This window comes from Sphingomonas sp. Root720 (assembly GCF_001428605.1).
Lineage (GTDB): Bacteria > Pseudomonadota > Alphaproteobacteria > Sphingomonadales > Sphingomonadaceae > Rhizorhabdus.
In genome coordinates, this window is sequence record NZ_LMID01000015.1 from 30,602 (window position 1) to 46,940 (window position 16,339).

A 16,339-nucleotide genomic window follows, 5' to 3' on the forward strand; every position below is an offset into this window, starting at 1 on the left:
AACGGTTCACGATCTGATTGCATCGGATCGGCCGGTCTAACGTGTTGCTTTATCGCGATTTCCGAGTCGGCAGATGTTCCCATCTGCCTCGAAACCGCACTAGTTCCCCGCGGTCATCACCGTCATCTTCTTGCCCGCGCCGCCGCTGCGCAGCGTGTCGGGGGTGACGACCACGGTCGTTCCCGGCGCGACGACGGCGGCCATCGCCAGCCTTATGTCCTCGGGCACCGTCAGCCGCGACCGTTCGTCGGGGGTGACCTCGACCGGGCCGTCGAGGCTCTCGCCCGGCATCGGCAGCTTCATCCAGCGGTAGTTGCCATTGTCGATCGCGCCGAGCGTATAGGCCGAGGTGCCGGTCACCACCCCGGCGATCTTGACCGGCGCCGAGCCGATCGGCACGCCGTTGCGCAGCACCAGCATGCGCTTGTCGGCGCTGCTGACGATGATCGAGACCGGCCCGGTCTTCGCGCGCTCGGGCTGCCAGAGCGAGCCGCCGAACAGGTCGTTCTCGCTGCTGGTGGCGGTGTTGCTCAGCACCGCCGGCGACGGCGCGAAGCGCGGCACCTCGGCCCCGGCGGTGACGATCACGGTCAGGCCGAGCCTGGTGATGCCGTAGAGCAGCTTGGCGAAGCCCATCGGCAGGCGGACGCAGCCGTGCGACGCCGGATAGCCCGGCAGGTTGCCCGCGTGCATCGCGATCCCGTCCCAGGTCAGCCGCTGCATATAGGGCATGGGGGCGCTGTCGTAGAGGTTCGACTTGTGGTCGATATTCTTCTGGAGGAGCGTGAACACGCCGGTCGGCGTCTCATGCCCCTTCTTGCCGGTCGACACGGTCGAGACGCCGATCGGGATGCCGTTGCGATAGGCATAGGCCCGCTGCTGCGCGATCGAGACGACGATCACCACCGGGCCCTCGGGCGCGACCTGCGGCGCCCACAGGAAATCGCCCGGCTTCATCGCGGCCACCGTTTCCCCGACCGTGGCGCCCTGCAGCGAGGGCGTAGCGGTCTTGAGCTGGGCGCCGGTGGCAGGAGCGACGGCCGCCAGGGCGACGAAGGCAGCGGCGACGGCGAGGAAGACGGGGCGGGGGCGGGTCATCGGCATGTCTCTGCAATCTGGTCGGACCAGTATCCGGTCGGAGCCAAATTGTGTCAGGGGCGGGCCGGATGCAAGCGTCGCGAGGCGATGACGGGCCCCGGTCGGAAAGGAAGCGCCCGCCATCCCAAACCCGCCCCCTCCAACCCCACCCTGAACAGGGCGTCCCCGCCCGCCCCCCCGGGGCCGACCCGGCCGGCTCTTGTGGAGTAGTCCCTTGCGATCGATTGACGGTCCGGCCCTCCCCGGTTTCAGTTTCGACCGTGTCGAACGATCAGGGAGGGCTTCGATGAGATTCCGGATGGTGATCGCGCCCTGCATCCTGATGCTGGGGCTGGGGCTCGGGGGATGCACGAGGAGCTGCGAGGACCTGGCGGCCGAAGCCAGGGCGAAATCCGCCGACGCCATGCACATGGCGGCGGATGCCTATGCGGATGGCGCCTCGACGGAGAAGATCGCCGCGAAGATGTCGAACCTCCAAAAGGACATGATCGACCTGCGCAACGAAATGGCCGGCAAGAACTGCCCGATGACATTCTGAGCCATCCTCGCCCGGTGCATCGGCCGGTCGGATGGGCCCATCTATCGTGGAGAGGCGGACCTTATGAAGAAACGACCCATGACCGGCCTGGCACTGGCGGCCACGATCCTGTCGGCCTGCGGGTCCGACCGGCACGAAAATGCGGCGCAGCGCGACGCCGGCACCGTGGAGCCGGCCGCCGCTGCGGCGGCCGCGCCCCCTTCGCCTACGGCCGAGGCGTTGCCAGAGGATGTCGCGATCGGCAGCGCGCCGCTGATGGCCCCGGGGTCGCCGCCGCTCGAGATCCTCGGCGTGGCGATCGGCCAGTCGCTCGCGGAAGCGCGCGCCGCCTTCAAGGCTTCCGCCGCTTCCGGCTTCACCGAATATGAGGAAAAGCTGGGACCGTTGCCGAAGCCGCTCGACAAGCGGTTCCTGAGCGGACTCTATGCCAAGAACATGTCGCAGCCTGGGCTGAACAACGAGCTGGGCGCCCTGCTGCTGGGGCCGCCCGCATCGCCGCAGGTCTGGTATGTCGGGCGGCACATCACCTATGCGCCGAACGAGGGGCCATCCAGGGCCAGCGCCTTGAAGAGCCTGGTCGACAAATATGGCCCGCCGCATTTTGAGCGCAGGCCCGACCTGTTCTACTGGTATTGGGGAGCGGACGGAAAGCCCGGCGCCCAGCCCATCGACCCCGACTGCAAGCTGCGAACCGAGACCGGCACCGTGTCGCTCTATGTTTCGCCTCCGAACAACGGCGCCGTCCTGGATCCCGTGCTGATGAAGCGGGTCCGCGAGACATGCCCGCGCGTCGTGCAGGCCCTGATCCAGGCGCGGAACGACATCGTCACCGATTTCCAGCTGGGCGTGGCGGACTATGGGATGATGGGGCGAGGCGCAGAGCAGGCGATCGGGGTCGCCCAAGGCGCGGCGGATGCGGCCCGGCGCGACCTGTTGCAGAAAGCCGGACAGAGAGCGCCGGAAATATAAGGCGCGCGGCGGGCTGCGGCTGCAGGGCGATGGCCCCTTCCCGCTTCCGCGCGATGCCCCCCTTCCCAAAGCGAGGGGCCGGGACTATATAGCCCGTCTACTCACATCGGCAGATGCCCGACGCGCAGAGCGCGGGTGCCGCCCTTGACCCTCCGGGACACGGTCCTTCCAGCGAATGGACCGCGACGAATTGGAGAAGGATTTCAAGGGTTTCCAGAACGCTGGCAGTGCGGTTCCGATCAGCCCGGACCCGCACTTTTCGTCGTGGGATGACTCCCGCGAATCGGGCTGCGGGCCGCTGAAAGGCGGAAAAAAGTTTTTGACGCGAGGGAAGATACGCATGGCCACCCAGGCAGTTCCGGCGACCGCCAAGAAGCGCATCCGCAAGGTCTTCGGGAACATCCACGAAGTCGTCCAGATGCCGAACCTGATCGAGGTTCAGCGCGAATCCTACGAGCAGTTCCTGCGTTCGCGACCGGCCGACGGCTATGTGTCGGGGCTGGAGAAGACGCTGCGCTCGGTCTTCCCGATCCGCGACTTCGCCGGCACCGCCGAGCTCGACTTCGTCCAGTACGAGCTGGAAGACCCGAAGTACGACACCGACGAGTGCCGCCAGCGCGGCATGACCTATGCGGCGCCGATGCGCGTGACCCTCCGCCTGATCGTGTTCGAGGTCGATCCCGATACGGACACCCGTTCGGTCCTCGATATCAAGGAGCAGGACGTCTACATGGGCGACATGCCGCTCATGACCGAGAACGGCACCTTCCTGATCAACGGCACCGAGCGCGTCATCGTCTCGCAGATGCACCGTTCGCCGGGCGTGCTGTTCGACCATGACCGCGGCAAGACCCACGCCTCGGGCAAATATCTCTTCGCCGCGCGCGTCATCCCCTATCGCGGCTCGTGGCTCGACTTCGAGTTCGACGCCAAGGACATCGTCAACGTCCGCATCGACCGCAAGCGTAAGCTGCCCGTCACCTCGCTGCTGCGCGCGCTGGGCGACGCGGTGCTCGACGTGACCCCGGAGAAGGGCAAGTTCGAGGTCGGCGACATCGTCGCGATCTCGGGCGTCAACCGCGCCTGCCGGGTCAAGGCCGTCAGCGGCAGCCTCGTCACCATCGAGGACCCGACCGGCGCGATCATCCCGGGCGGCACGATCCAGACCGCCGAGGGCGAGAAGATGGGCCGCGTCGCGCGCATCCGCCTGCAGGGCATGTCGGGCGAGGAGATCCTCAACTATTTCTACCGCACGCAGCGCTTCGTGCGCGGCGAGAACGGCTGGAAGGTTCCCTTCGTCGCCGAGAACTGGCGCGGCCAGAAGCCGGCGTTCGACGTCGTCAACGCCGACACCGGCGAGATCGTCTTCCCGGCCGGCACCAAGATTTCGCCGCGCGCCGCGAACAAGGCGGGCAAGGACGGACTCGAGACGCTGCTGATCCCGACCGACCAGATCTACGGCCGCTATTCGGCCCACGACCTGATCGACGAGTCGACCGGCCGCATCTACATCGAGGCCGGCGACGAGGTCAGCCCCGAGAATCTCGAGGCGCTCGACAAGGCGGGCTTCGACCATGTCGACCTGCTCGACATCGACCATGTCTCGACCGGTCCGTGGATCCGCAACACCCTCAAGGCCGACAAGGTCGAGGATCGCGACCATGCGCTGAGCGAGATCTATCGCGTCATGCGCCCCGGCGAGCCGCCGACGAAGGAGACCGCCGAGGCGCTGTTCGCCGGCCTGTTCTTCGACGCCGAGCGCTACGACCTGTCGGCCGTCGGCCGCGTCAAGCTCAACATGCGCCTCGAGCTCGACGCCGAGGACACCGTCACCACGCTGCGCGCGGAGGACATCCTCGCGGTCGTCAAGACGCTGGTCGACCTGAAGGACGGCAAGGGCGAGATCGACGACATCGACAATCTCGGCAACCGCCGCGTCCGTTCGGTGGGCGAGCTGCTCGAGAACCAGTACCGCGTCGGCCTGCTCCGCATGGAGCGCGCCGTGAAGGAGCGCATGTCGTCGGTCGACGTGTCGACGGCGATGCCGAACGACCTGATCAACGCCAAGCCCGCGGTCGCCGCGGTCCGCGAATTCTTCGGCTCGTCGCAGCTGTCGCAGTTCATGGACCAGACCAACCCGCTCTCCGAAGTGACGCACAAGCGTCGCGTCTCGGCGCTCGGGCCGGGCGGCCTCACCCGCGAGCGCGCGGGCTTCGAGGTCCGCGACGTCCACCCGACCCATTATGGCCGGATCTGCCCGATCGAGACGCCGGAAGGCCCGAACATCGGCCTGATCAACTCGCTCGCGAGCTTCAGCCGGGTCAACAAATACGGCTTCATCGAGACGCCGTACCGCAAGATCATCGAGCACAAGGTCACCAACGACGTCGTCTATCTGTCGGCGATGGAAGAGGCCAAGCACACCATCGCGCAGGCGAACGCCGAGCTCGATGCCGAGGGCCGCTTCGTCGAGGACCTGGTGTCGGCCCGCGAGGCCGGCGAGTTCCTGATGGCGCCGCGCGACCACATCACCCTGATGGACGTCAGCCCCAAGCAGCTGGTGTCGGTCGCCGCATCGCTGATCCCGTTCCTGGAGAACGACGACGCCAACCGCGCGCTGATGGGATCGAACATGCAGCGCCAGGCGGTGCCGCTCGTTCGGGCCGAGGCGCCGTTCGTCGGCACCGGCATGGAAGAGACCGTCGCCCGTGACTCGGGCGCCGCGATCGGGGCCCGGCGCTCGGGCATCGTCGACCAGGTCGACGCGACCCGCATCGTCATCCGCGCCACCGGCTCGGTCGACGCGGGCAAGTCGGGCGTCGACATCTACACGCTGATGAAGTTCCAGCGCTCGAACCAGTCGACCTGCATCAACCAGCGCCCGCTGGTGAAGGTCGGCGAGTTCGTCAACGCCGGCGACATCATCGCCGACGGCCCGTCGACCGAGTTCGGCGAGCTGGCGCTGGGCCGCAACGTCCTCGTCGCGTTCATGCCGTGGAACGGCTACAACTACGAGGACTCGATCCTGATCTCCGAGCGGATCGTGAAGGACGACGTCTTCACCTCGATCCACATCGACGAGTTCGAGGTGATGGCCCGCGACACCAAGCTCGGGCCGGAAGACATCACCCGCGACATCCCGAACGTCGGCGAGGAAGCGCTGCGCAACCTCGACGAGGCGGGCATCGTCTACATCGGCGCCGAGGTCGAGCCGGGCGACATCCTGTGCGGCAAGATCACGCCGAAGGGCGAAAGCCCGATGACGCCGGAGGAGAAGCTCCTCCGCGCCATCTTCGGCGAGAAGGCCTCCGACGTCCGCGACACCTCGCTGCGCCTGCCGCCGGGCGTCTCGGGCACCGTCGTCGACGTGCGCGTGTTCAACCGCCACGGCATCGACAAGGACGAGCGCGCGATGGCGATCGAGCGCGAGGAGATCGACCGCCTGACGAAGGACCGCGAGGACGAACGCGCCATCCTCAACCGCGCCAACTATGCGCGACTGAAGGAGATGCTGCTCGGCCAGGTCGCGACCGCGGCGCCGAAGGGCATCAAGAAGGGCTCCGAGATCGACGAGGCGTTGCTCGAGGAGGTCGAGCGGCGCGAATGGTGGAAGTTCGCGGTGCAGGACGACGCCCGCCAGGCGGACCTCGAGGCGGTCAAGGCCCAGTATGACGAAGCCGTCGGCCTGATCGTCAAGAAGTTCGAGGACCGGGTCGAGAAGCTGCAGCGCGGCGACGAACTGCCCCCGGGCGTGCTCAAGATGGTCAAGGTGTTCGTCGCGGTGAAGCGCAAGCTGCAGCCGGGCGACAAGATGGCCGGCCGCCACGGCAACAAGGGTGTGATCAGCCGCATCCTGCCGCAGGAGGACATGCCGTTCCTCGAGGACGGCACGCCGGTCGACATCGTGCTCAACCCGCTCGGCGTGCCGAGCCGGATGAACGTCGGCCAGATCTTCGAGACCCACCTCGGCTGGGCCGCCCGCGGCCTCGGCAAGCAGGTGACCCATGCGCTCGAAGCGTGGCGCGAAGCCAATCCCGACGCGCAGGGGGCGACCCCGCCGACCGCGGTGATCGAGCGGCTCAAGACGGTCTACGGCAAGGAATATCATGCCGACATCGACGGCCGTTCGACCGACCAGATCGTCGAGATGGCGGGCCTGCTGAAAAACGGCGTGCCGATGGCGACCCCGGTGTTCGACGGCGCCCGCGAGGCCGACGTCGCCGAGATGCTCCGCCGCGCCGGGCTCGACGAGAGCGGCCAGGTGGAACTGTTCGACGGCCGCACCGGCGACCAGTTCGACCGCAAGGTGACCGTGGGCTACATCTACATGCTGAAGCTCCACCACCTCGTGGACGACAAGATCCACGCGCGTTCGATCGGGCCGTACAGCCTCGTCACCCAGCAGCCGCTGGGCGGCAAGGCCCAGTTCGGCGGCCAGCGCTTCGGCGAAATGGAGGTCTGGGCGCTCCAGGCCTACGGCGCCGCCTATACGCTGCAGGAGATGCTGACGGTGAAGTCGGACGACGTCGTCGGCCGCACCAAGGTCTACGAGGCGATCGTCAAGGGCGACGACACCTTCGAGGCCGGCATCCCCGAGAGCTTCAACGTGCTCGTCAAGGAAATGCGGTCGCTCGGCCTGAACGTCGAACTGTCCTCGATCGAGACGACGGACGACGAGGACGGCATCGCCGAAGCGGCGGAGTAAGGGCCGGAGCCCCTGCCTCCCGAAGGCAGGGGCCGGCCGCTCCGCCCGAGAGATTGACCCTTCAGAGGGACTGAAACATGAACGAACTGACCAATTTCGCCAATCCGGTCGCGAAGCCCGAGACCTTCGACCAGATCCAGATCGGCATCGCCAGCCCGGAGCGCATCCGCAGCTGGTCCTTCGGCGAGATCAAGAAGCCGGAGACGATCAACTACCGCACGTTCAAGCCCGAGCGTGACGGCCTGTTCTGCGCGCGCATCTTCGGTCCGATTAAGGATTACGAGTGCCTGTGCGGCAAGTACAAGCGCATGAAGTACAAGGGCATCGTCTGCGAGAAGTGCGGCGTTGAGGTCACCGTCTCGAAGGTCCGCCGCGAGCGGATGGGCCATATCGAGCTGGCCGCCCCGGTCGCGCACATCTGGTTCCTGAAGTCGCTGCCGTCGCGCATCGGCTTGCTGCTCGACATGCAGCTCAAGCAGCTCGAGCGCGTGCTCTACTTCGAGAGCTACATCGTCATCGAGCCGGGCCTGACCCCGCTGGAGAAATATCAGCTCCTCAACGAGGACGAGCTGCTCGAGGCGCAGGACGAATATGGCGAGGACGCCTTCTCGGCCGGCATCGGCGCCGAGGCGGTCCGCCGCATGCTCGAGGAACTCGATCTCGAGGGCGAGAAGGAGGATCTCCTCAAGGAGCTCGCCGAGACCAAGTCCGAGCTGAAGCCCAAGAAGATCATCAAGCGACTCAAGGTCGTCGAGAGCTTCCTCGAATCGGGCAACCGTCCCGAGTGGATGATCCTCGAGGTGATCCCGGTCATCCCGCCGGATCTCCGCCCGCTGGTCCCGCTCGACGGCGGCCGCTTCGCGACGTCGGACCTCAACGACCTCTATCGCCGCGTGATCAACCGCAACAACCGCCTCAAGCGGCTGATGGAGCTGCGCGCGCCGGACATCATCGTCCGCAACGAGAAGCGCATGCTGCAGGAGTCGGTCGACGCGCTGTTCGACAACGGCCGCCGCGGCCGCACGATCACCGGCGCCAACAAGCGTCCGCTGAAGTCGCTCAGCGACATGCTCAAGGGCAAGCAGGGCCGCTTCCGCCAGAACCTGCTCGGCAAGCGCGTCGACTATTCGGGCCGTTCGGTGATCGTGACCGGTCCCGAGCTCAAGCTGCACCAGTGCGGCCTGCCGAAGAAGATGGCGCTCGAGCTGTTCAAGCCGTTCATCTACGCCCGCCTGGACGCCAAGGGTCTGTCGATGACCCTGAAGCAGGCCAAGAAGTGGGTCGAGAAGGAGCGCAAGGAGGTCTGGGACATCCTCGACGAGGTGATCCGCGAGCATCCGGTGCTGCTGAACCGCGCGCCGACGCTCCACCGCCTCGGCATCCAGGCGTTCGAGCCGGTGCTGATCGAGGGCAAGGCGATCCAGCTCCACCCGCTGGTCTGCTCGGCCTTCAACGCCGACTTCGACGGCGACCAGATGGCCGTCCACGTCCCGCTGTCGCTCGAGGCGCAGCTGGAAGCGCGCGTCCTGATGATGTCGACCAACAACATCCTGTCGCCCGCGAACGGCAAGCCGATCATCGTGCCGTCGCAGGACATGGTGCTGGGCCTCTATTATCTGTCGATGATGAAGGAAGGCGAGCCGGGCGAGGGATCGCTGATCTCGGACATGCAGGAAGTCCACCAGGCGCTCGCCGCCAAGGCGGTCACGCTGCACACCAAGATCATCAGCCGCGTCCCGCAGACCGACGAGGACGGCAACCAGTATATGAAGCGCGTCGAGACGACGCCGGGCCGCATGCTGCTCGGCGAGACGCTGCCGAAGAGCCACAAGGTGCCGTTCGAGACGGTCAACCGCCTGCTGACCAAGAAGGAGATCGGCGACGTCATCGACATCGTCTATCGCCACACCGGCCAGAAGGAGACGGTGCTGTTCGCCGACGCGATCATGGCGCTGGGCTTCCGCCACGCCTTCCAGGCCGGCATCTCGTTCGGCAAGGACGACATGATCATCCCCGAAGCCAAGGAGAAGGAGGTCGAGGAGACCCGTCTGCTGGTGAAGGACTTCGAGCAGCAATATCAGGACGGCCTGATCACGCAGCAGGAGAAGTACAACAAGGTGATCGACGCCTGGTCGCGGTGCGGCGACCGCGTGGCGGCCGAGATGATGAAGGAGATCTCGGCGGTCAAGAAGGGCGAGGACGGGCGCGAGAAGCCGATCAACGCGATCTACATGATGGCGCACTCCGGTGCCCGCGGTAGCGCCGCGCAGATCAAGCAGCTCGCCGGCATGCGCGGCCTGATGGCCAAGCCGTCGGGCGAGATCATCGAGACCCCGATCATCTCGAACTTCAAGGAAGGCCTCACGGTTCTCGAGTATTTCAACTCGACCCACGGCGCCCGCAAGGGTCTCGCCGACACCGCTCTGAAGACGGCGAACTCGGGCTACCTGACCCGCCGTCTCGTCGACGTGTCGCAGGACTGCGTCGTCGTCGAGGTCGACTGCGGCACCGACCGCGCGCTCGACATGAAGGCGATCGTCCAGGGCGGTGCCACCATCGCCTCGCTGGGCGAGCGCATCCTGGGCCGCACCACGGCCGAGGATATCGTCGATTCGAAGAACAACGAGGTCCTCATCCCCGAGGGCACGCTGCTCGACGAGCCGATGGTCGCCGCGATCGAGGCGATCGGCGTCCAGGGCGTCAAGATCCGCAGCCCGCTGGTCTGCGAATCGAAGGGCGGCGTCTGCGCGGCCTGCTACGGCCGTGACCTCGCCCGCGGTACGCCGGTGAACATCGGCGAAGCGGTCGGCGTCATCGCGGCGCAGTCGATCGGCGAGCCGGGCACCCAGCTGACGATGCGGACCTTCCACATCGGCGGCGCGGCCCAGCTCAACGAGCAGTCGAACCTCGAATCGGTCGCCGACGGCACCGTCGAGTATCGCGAGCTCCGCACGATCACCGATCCGCGCGGCCGCCACGTCTCGCTCAGCCGCAGCGGCGAAGTCGCGATCATCGACAGCGAGGGCCGCGAGCGCGCGACCCATCGCCTGCCTTATGGTGCGCATCTGCTGCTCGACGACGGCGCCAAGGTCACCAAGGGCGACCGCATCGCCGAGTGGGATCCGTTCACCATGCCGGTGATCACCGAAACCGGCGGCGTCGTGAAGTATCAGGACCTGATCGACAACCAGACGCTCACCGAGCAGACCGACGAGGCCACCGGCATCAGCCAGAAGGTCGTCATCGAGTATCGCGTCACCAGCCGGAAGGAAGACCTCCGTCCGCGCCTGACCCTGCTCGACGACAGCTCGGGCGAAACCGCGCGCTACATGCTGGCGCCGGGCGCGATGCTCTCGGTCGAGGACGGCCAGACGGTGAAGGCCGGCGAGGTTCTCGCCCGCGTCAGCCGCGAGTCCGCCAAGACCCGCGACATCACCGGCGGTCTGCCCCGCGTCGCCGAGCTGTTCGAGGCGCGCAAGCCCAAGGAGAACGCGATCATCGCGAAGGTCTCGGGCCGCGTCGAGTTCGGCAAGGACTACAAGGCGAAGCGCAAGATCATCATCCGTCCGGACGACGGCTCGGATGCGGTCGAGTATCTGGTGCCGAAGTCGAAGGTCATCGACGTGCAGGAAGGCGATTACGTCAAGCGCGGCGACAACCTGATCGGCGGCTCGCCCGATCCGCACGATATCCTCGAGGTGCTCGGCATCGAGCCGCTCGCGGAATATCTCGTCTCGGAAATCCAGGAGGTCTATCGTCTCCAGGGCGTGAAGATCAACGACAAGCACATCGAGACGATCGTCCGCCAGATGCTGCAGAAGGTCGAGATCACCGACGGCGGCGACACCACCCTGCTCCCCGGCGAACAGGTGGACCGCGAGGAGATGGACGAGATCAACGCCAAGGCGGAAGCCGAGAACCGCGCGATCGCCCATGGCAAGCCCGTCCTGCTCGGCATCACCAAGGCCTCGCTCCAGACGCGCTCGTTCATCTCGGCGGCGTCGTTCCAGGAGACGACCCGGGTCCTCACCGACGCGTCGGTGCAGGGCAAGGTCGACACGCTGAACGGCCTCAAGGAGAACGTCATCGTCGGCCGGCTGATCCCGGCGGGTACCGGCGCCGGCATGAGCCGCCTGCGGGTCACCGCCACCAGCCGCGACGCCGCGCTCCGCGCCGCGCAGCGCAACTGGCAGGAGTCGCTGATCGCGCCGCAGAGCGCCGCCGAGGAGCATGCCGCCGAGCTGCGCCAGCCGGTGCAGGCCGACACCGGTGACGATCCGCTCGGCGCGGTCGTCGGCGAGTCGCACGGCACCGATGCCGATGCCGGCGATTATCTGACCGAGAAGTGATCGCGGCCTGAGGCCCGATCGTCGCGAGACAGGAACCCCGCCGGTGCGAGCCGGCGGGGTTTTTCTATGGGGGCGAGGTGCCGACCGGCTTGGTGCGTCCATCGGGCGCCCTGGTTGAGCGCGTCGGAAACGGCTGTTCGCCCCCCATGCACCCGTCACCCCGGGCTTGACCCGGGGTCCCGCTTCTTGGCTTCTCCGGCCGGGCGATCGTGCTGAAGCAGGAACCCGGCCGCCGTCTGCCCCCATCGACGGACGAGAAAGGAAGCGGGACCCCGGGTCTGGCCCGGGGTGACGACTGTGGGGAATGGCACGCTCCCCTCTCCCGGCCGGTCCGAGGGCCGCAGCCTCGCCTGTTCGCCACCCCTTGCACCGTCCCCCCGGCTTGACCCGGGGTCCCGCTTCTTGGCTTCTCCGGCCGGACGATCGTGCAGAAGCAGGCACTCGGCCGGCGGTCTGCCCCATTTGATGGACGAGAAAGAAGCGGGACCCCGGGTCAGGCCCGGGGTGACGACTGTGGGGAATGGCACGCTCCGCTCTCCCGGCCGGTCCAAGGGCCGCAGCCTCGCCTGTTCGCCACCCCTTGCACCGTCACCCCAGGCTTGACCCGGGGTCCCGCTTCTTGGCTTCTCCGGCCGGGCGATCGTGCAGAAGCAGGAACCCGGCCGGCGGTCTGCCCCCGTTCGATGGACGAGAAAGGAAGCGGGACCCCGGGTCAGGCCCGGGGTGACGACTGTGGGGAATGGCACACTCCGCTCTCCCGGCCGGTCCGAGGGCCGCAGCCTCGCCTGTTCGCCACCACTTACACCGTCCCCCCGGGCTTGACCCGGGGTCCCGCTTCTTGGCTTCTCCGGCCGTACGATCGTGCAGAAGCAGGAACCCGGCCCGCCGTCTGCCCCCATTCGATGGACGAGAAAGGAAGCGGGACCCCGGGTCTGGCCCGGGGTGACGACTGTGGGGAATGGCACGCTCCGCTCTCCCGGCCGGTTCGAGGGCCGCAGCCTCGCCTGTTCGCCATCCCTTGCACCGTCACCCCGGGCTTGACCCGGGGTCCCGCTTCTTGGCTTCTCCGGCCGGGCGACCGTGCAAAAGCAGGAACCCGGCCGCCGTCTGCCCCCATTCGATGGACGAGAAAGGAAGCGGGACCCCGGGTCTGGCCCGGGGTGACGACTGTGGGGATACGCCCTTGTTCCAGCGTCCACCGGAGCCTGGTCGGAGCGACGGGCTCCTGCCGGGCCGCTCCAGCAATCCCTTCAGTCCTCCGATCGATCGACCAGTTCTTTCAATGAGAGTCGCCCAATCGATTTTATTCTCCGAAGTTGTCATAAAAGTGAAACAACAAAATTCTTCCGAATTCCGGCGATTCTGTCATCATGATGCAACAAACAACGGTTTCGAATCGGAGGGTTGCCATGAAGTTCAATTGCGTTCTCGTCGGTGCGGCTCTGGCCATTGCGGTTCCGGCTCTTGCCCAGCCGACCGAAATTGCCGATCCTTATGGCGCGGGATCGATCTCCAAGGGTCGCTACGGCACCGTCGAGCGCAAGCTCGAGGCCGCCTACCAGAAGGGCGACCGCTCCCCCGAAGTGCTGCTGAACCTCGCCGCCATCCGCCTGGGCGAGAAGCGCGGCGCCGAGGCGCGCGACCTGTACAAGGCGGTGCTCGACCAGCCCAATGTCGACATGGCGACCCTGAACGGCAATGCGATGTCGCACGAGGTCGCGCAGCGCGGCATGGCCGGCGCGCTGGCGATGATCGACTGATCCGATCCCCTTCGCTTTCCCATGGCCCGCCGGATCGCTCCGGCGGGCCTTTTTCTTGCCGCCCGTCGCGGCCGGGGAACCGCGACCGGCGACGGCCATTCCATCGCCATGCGCGCCTGGCTGATCGTCAACCCCTCCTCCGGCTCGGTCCCGGGGGCGAGCTCGGCCGATCCGCTCGCCGCCGTTCCGGGCCTCGTGCCCGCCGGCACCAGCATCTTCCCCGACGACCCCCTGCCGACCCCCGAGCAGCTGGCCGCCGCGCGGATCGAGCTGCTCGTCCTGTTCGCCGGCGACGGCACCATCGCCGCCGCCGCCACCGCGCTCGACCGCTGGGCGGGGCGCGTGCTGATCCTGCCCGGCGGGACGATGAACATGCTGGCCCGCCAGCTGCACGGTCCCGCCGACCCGGCGACGATCCTGGCGAGGACGACCGCAGGGGACGGCCCGGCCGCCATCCCCCTGCCCTATGTCGCCGCCGGCCCGCACCGCGCCTATGTCGCGCTGATCGCCGGGCCACCCTCGGTCTGGGCGCGGGCCCGCGAAGCGGTGCGCAAGGGCCGCCTGGCCGCCGCCTGGCGCGCCGCGCGGCTCGCCTGGGCGCGCAGCTTCGCCGGCGGCGTGCGGCTGCAGGGCGGCCCGCGGCGGCGCCGGCACCGGGCGATCGCGATCATCCCCGGCGGCGGCGGCATGGACGTCGCCGCGATCGACATCGACAGCTGGCTGCAGGCCGCGCGGCTCGGCCTCGCATGGCTGGCCGGCGACTGGCGCGCCTCCCCCCATGTCGCCCTGTCGCGCCCCGACGAGGCGATATTGACGGGCGGACGGGCGATCCATCTGCTGTTCGACGGCGAGGCGACGAAGCTTCCGGCGCCGGTGCGCGTTACCCATGGCATGAGCAGGCTGCAGTTCGTCCGGACGCTCGACGGGGCGCCCGCCGCAGAGGATCAGGCATGAGCATTCGCGTCTTCCACGTCAGCGACCTCCATTTCGGCTGTGCCGACGAGGATGCGCTCGCCTGGTTCGCCGGGACCGTCGCGGCCGAGCGGCCCGATGCGGTCGCGGTGACCGGCGACCTGACGATGCGCGCGCGGCGGCACGAGTTCGAGGCGGCGGCGCGCTGGCTGGAGGCGTTGGGCGTCCCGCTGACGATCGAGCCCGGCAATCACGACCTGCCGTGGAACCCGGTGCCGCGCCTGCTGCACCCCTATCGGCGGTTCCAGCGGGTGAAGCGGCACCTCGAGCGGCCGCTCGACCTGCCGGGGCTCCATATCGTCCCGCTGAAGACGACGGCGCGCGTCCAGCTGCGGCGCAACTGGTCCTGGGGGGTGGTCGGCCGCAGGAGCCTGACCACGGCGCTGGAGATGCTGAAGCGCAAGACCCGCGACGGGATCGCGATCGTCGCCGCGCACCATCCGCTGGTCGACCGCGAGGACATACGCTCGCGCGGGCGGACGCTGGGCGGAGCCAATGCCCTGGCGCAGCTCGCCGAGGCGGGTGCGGACGCGGTGCTCAGCGGCCATGTCCACGACCCGTTCGACGCGGTGATCGAGGCGGGCGGGCGCGAGATCCGGGTGATCGGCGCCGGCACGCTGTCGCACCGCACCCGCGCGTCGCGCCCCTCCTTCAACATGCTGACGATCGACGGCGGCCGGATCGAGACCGCGATGCGGGTGATGGACTGACCGCGATCCGCGCAGGACGCGCGGATCAGCCGTTCTCGCCGGCCGCCCCGCCCCAGCGGGTGCCGTCATAGGCCGAGACGCCGGTCGCCCCGCGCTTGCTGCTCTTCAGGGCGCGCTCGGCGCTCAGCAGCAGCCGTTCGAGGTCGGCGCCCTGCTGCAGGTCGATGGCATAGCCGATATTGGCGGTGATGATGATGTCCTCGCCCGCGACCGCATAGCTCTTGTCGAGCGTGGCGACGATCTGGTGGGCCAGCCCCTGCGCCTCCGCAGCGTCGGCCATGCCGGGCTGGATCACGACGAAATCGTCGCCATTGAGATGGATGACGAGATTGTCGCCCCGCACCACCCGGCGCAGCCGCTGCGCGATCGCCTTGAGCAGGGCATCCCCGGCCATGTGACCGTACATCTCGTTGACCGGCTCAAGCTGGTTGATGTCGAGGCAATGGACCGCGATCAGCTCCGATTCGTCGGCGCGGGCGATCAGCTGCTCGAAGCGCTCGCGCAGCACGAGGCGGTTGGGCAGGCCGGTGAGATCGTCCTGCCGGGCCAGCGTCTCCATCAGCCGGCGCATCGAGATCTGGGCCGCGGTCTCGTGGTAGCGCTGGACCATCGACATGACGCCGCCGGCCAGGAACAGCGCGGTGAGCAACGCCGCCCCCCAATGCGCGCCATCGGGCATCAGCATGGCGGTCAGGATCATCGGCACGATCGCGATCAGGATCGCGGTGACGCTGATCCACAGGCGCAACGCGACCGTCGCCGCGACGCCGGCGCCATAGCCGTAGACGAGCGCGACGAGCGGGATATGCAGATCCGGCGTGGCGATCGCATAGGCCCGCGCCGCGAAGGCGCCGAAGGCGACCGCGAAGCCGATATAGGCCAGGCCGAAGCCGCGCTCGATCGCGCTGGCGACATGGACGCCGAGGCCCGGCACCATCGCCCGGCGGCGCAGGCCGAACAGGGCGAACAGCCGGATCGCCGAGGCGATCAGCCCGAGGCCGTAGAACAGCAGCAGCAGAGGATCGTCGATGCGCGTCATCAGGAAGGCGCCGGTGCCCGCGAAGCACAGCGTCATGATCATCGCGGGAGCGGTGTACCCGAACAGCGACTGGACGAGCTCGACATAGGTGGCGTCGGGCAAACGTTCCCCGCCGGGCCGGACCGCGCGACGGCGGCCGCGGATAAGGGAACGCAATAGATTCAACCGACGCTCCTTCCGGTTGCCCTGACCGATCCCA

General features: G+C 67.8%; 9 protein-coding genes. 7 read left to right on the forward strand and 2 right to left on the reverse strand.

Features of this window, described 5'->3' with window-relative positions:
• Positions 1–99 precede the first annotated feature (99 nt).
• Complete coding sequence (locus ASE22_RS22340) at positions 100–1,098, reverse strand: L,D-transpeptidase (protein WP_056366092.1); 999 nt, start codon at positions 1,096–1,098, stop codon at positions 100–102.
• Positions 1,099–1,384: 286 nt separating this feature from the next.
• Here ASE22_RS22340 and ASE22_RS22345 point away from each other — a divergent pair, with 286 nt between their 5' ends.
• The 7 genes from ASE22_RS22345 (at position 1,385) to ASE22_RS22375 (ending at position 15,101) form a co-directional block, all read left to right on the forward strand.
• Complete coding sequence (locus ASE22_RS22345) at positions 1,385–1,636, forward strand: hypothetical protein (protein ID WP_156397277.1); 252 nt, start codon at positions 1,385–1,387, stop codon at positions 1,634–1,636.
• Between the two features lie 63 nt (positions 1,637–1,699).
• On the forward strand, positions 1,700–2,605 hold the full coding sequence (locus tag ASE22_RS22350; RefSeq protein ID WP_156397278.1) for a hypothetical protein: 906 nt from the start codon (positions 1,700–1,702) through the stop codon (positions 2,603–2,605).
• Between the two features lie 340 nt (positions 2,606–2,945).
• Positions 2,946–7,310, forward strand: coding sequence for a DNA-directed RNA polymerase subunit beta (gene rpoB, locus ASE22_RS22355; protein ID WP_056366095.1), 4,365 nt, complete (start codon positions 2,946–2,948; stop codon positions 7,308–7,310).
• Between the two features lie 77 nt (positions 7,311–7,387).
• On the forward strand, positions 7,388–11,659 hold the full coding sequence (gene rpoC / locus ASE22_RS22360; protein WP_056364856.1) for a DNA-directed RNA polymerase subunit beta': 4,272 nt from the start codon (positions 7,388–7,390) through the stop codon (positions 11,657–11,659).
• A 1,409-nt stretch (positions 11,660–13,068) separates the two neighbouring features.
• The gene (locus tag ASE22_RS22365; protein ID WP_056364859.1) at positions 13,069–13,419 is read left to right on the forward strand and encodes a hypothetical protein; all 351 of its coding nucleotides are present in this window, start codon (positions 13,069–13,071) and stop codon (positions 13,417–13,419) included.
• Between the two features lie 21 nt (positions 13,420–13,440).
• On the forward strand, positions 13,441–14,373 hold the full coding sequence (locus tag ASE22_RS22370; protein WP_056364862.1) for a diacylglycerol kinase family protein: 933 nt from the start codon (positions 13,441–13,443) through the stop codon (positions 14,371–14,373).
• On the forward strand, positions 14,370–15,101 hold the full coding sequence (locus tag ASE22_RS22375) for a metallophosphoesterase family protein (RefSeq protein ID WP_056364864.1): 732 nt from the start codon (positions 14,370–14,372) through the stop codon (positions 15,099–15,101). Before ASE22_RS22370 ends, ASE22_RS22375 begins: the two co-directional genes overlap by 4 nt.
• A 25-nt stretch (positions 15,102–15,126) precedes the next feature.
• On the opposite strand, the gene ASE22_RS22380 is transcribed toward ASE22_RS22375, so the two are convergent.
• A complete protein-coding gene (locus ASE22_RS22380) occupies positions 15,127–16,305 on the reverse strand; it encodes a GGDEF domain-containing protein (RefSeq protein WP_056364867.1) in 1,179 nt (392 codons plus the stop codon).
• Positions 16,306–16,339: the final 34 nt, after the last annotated feature.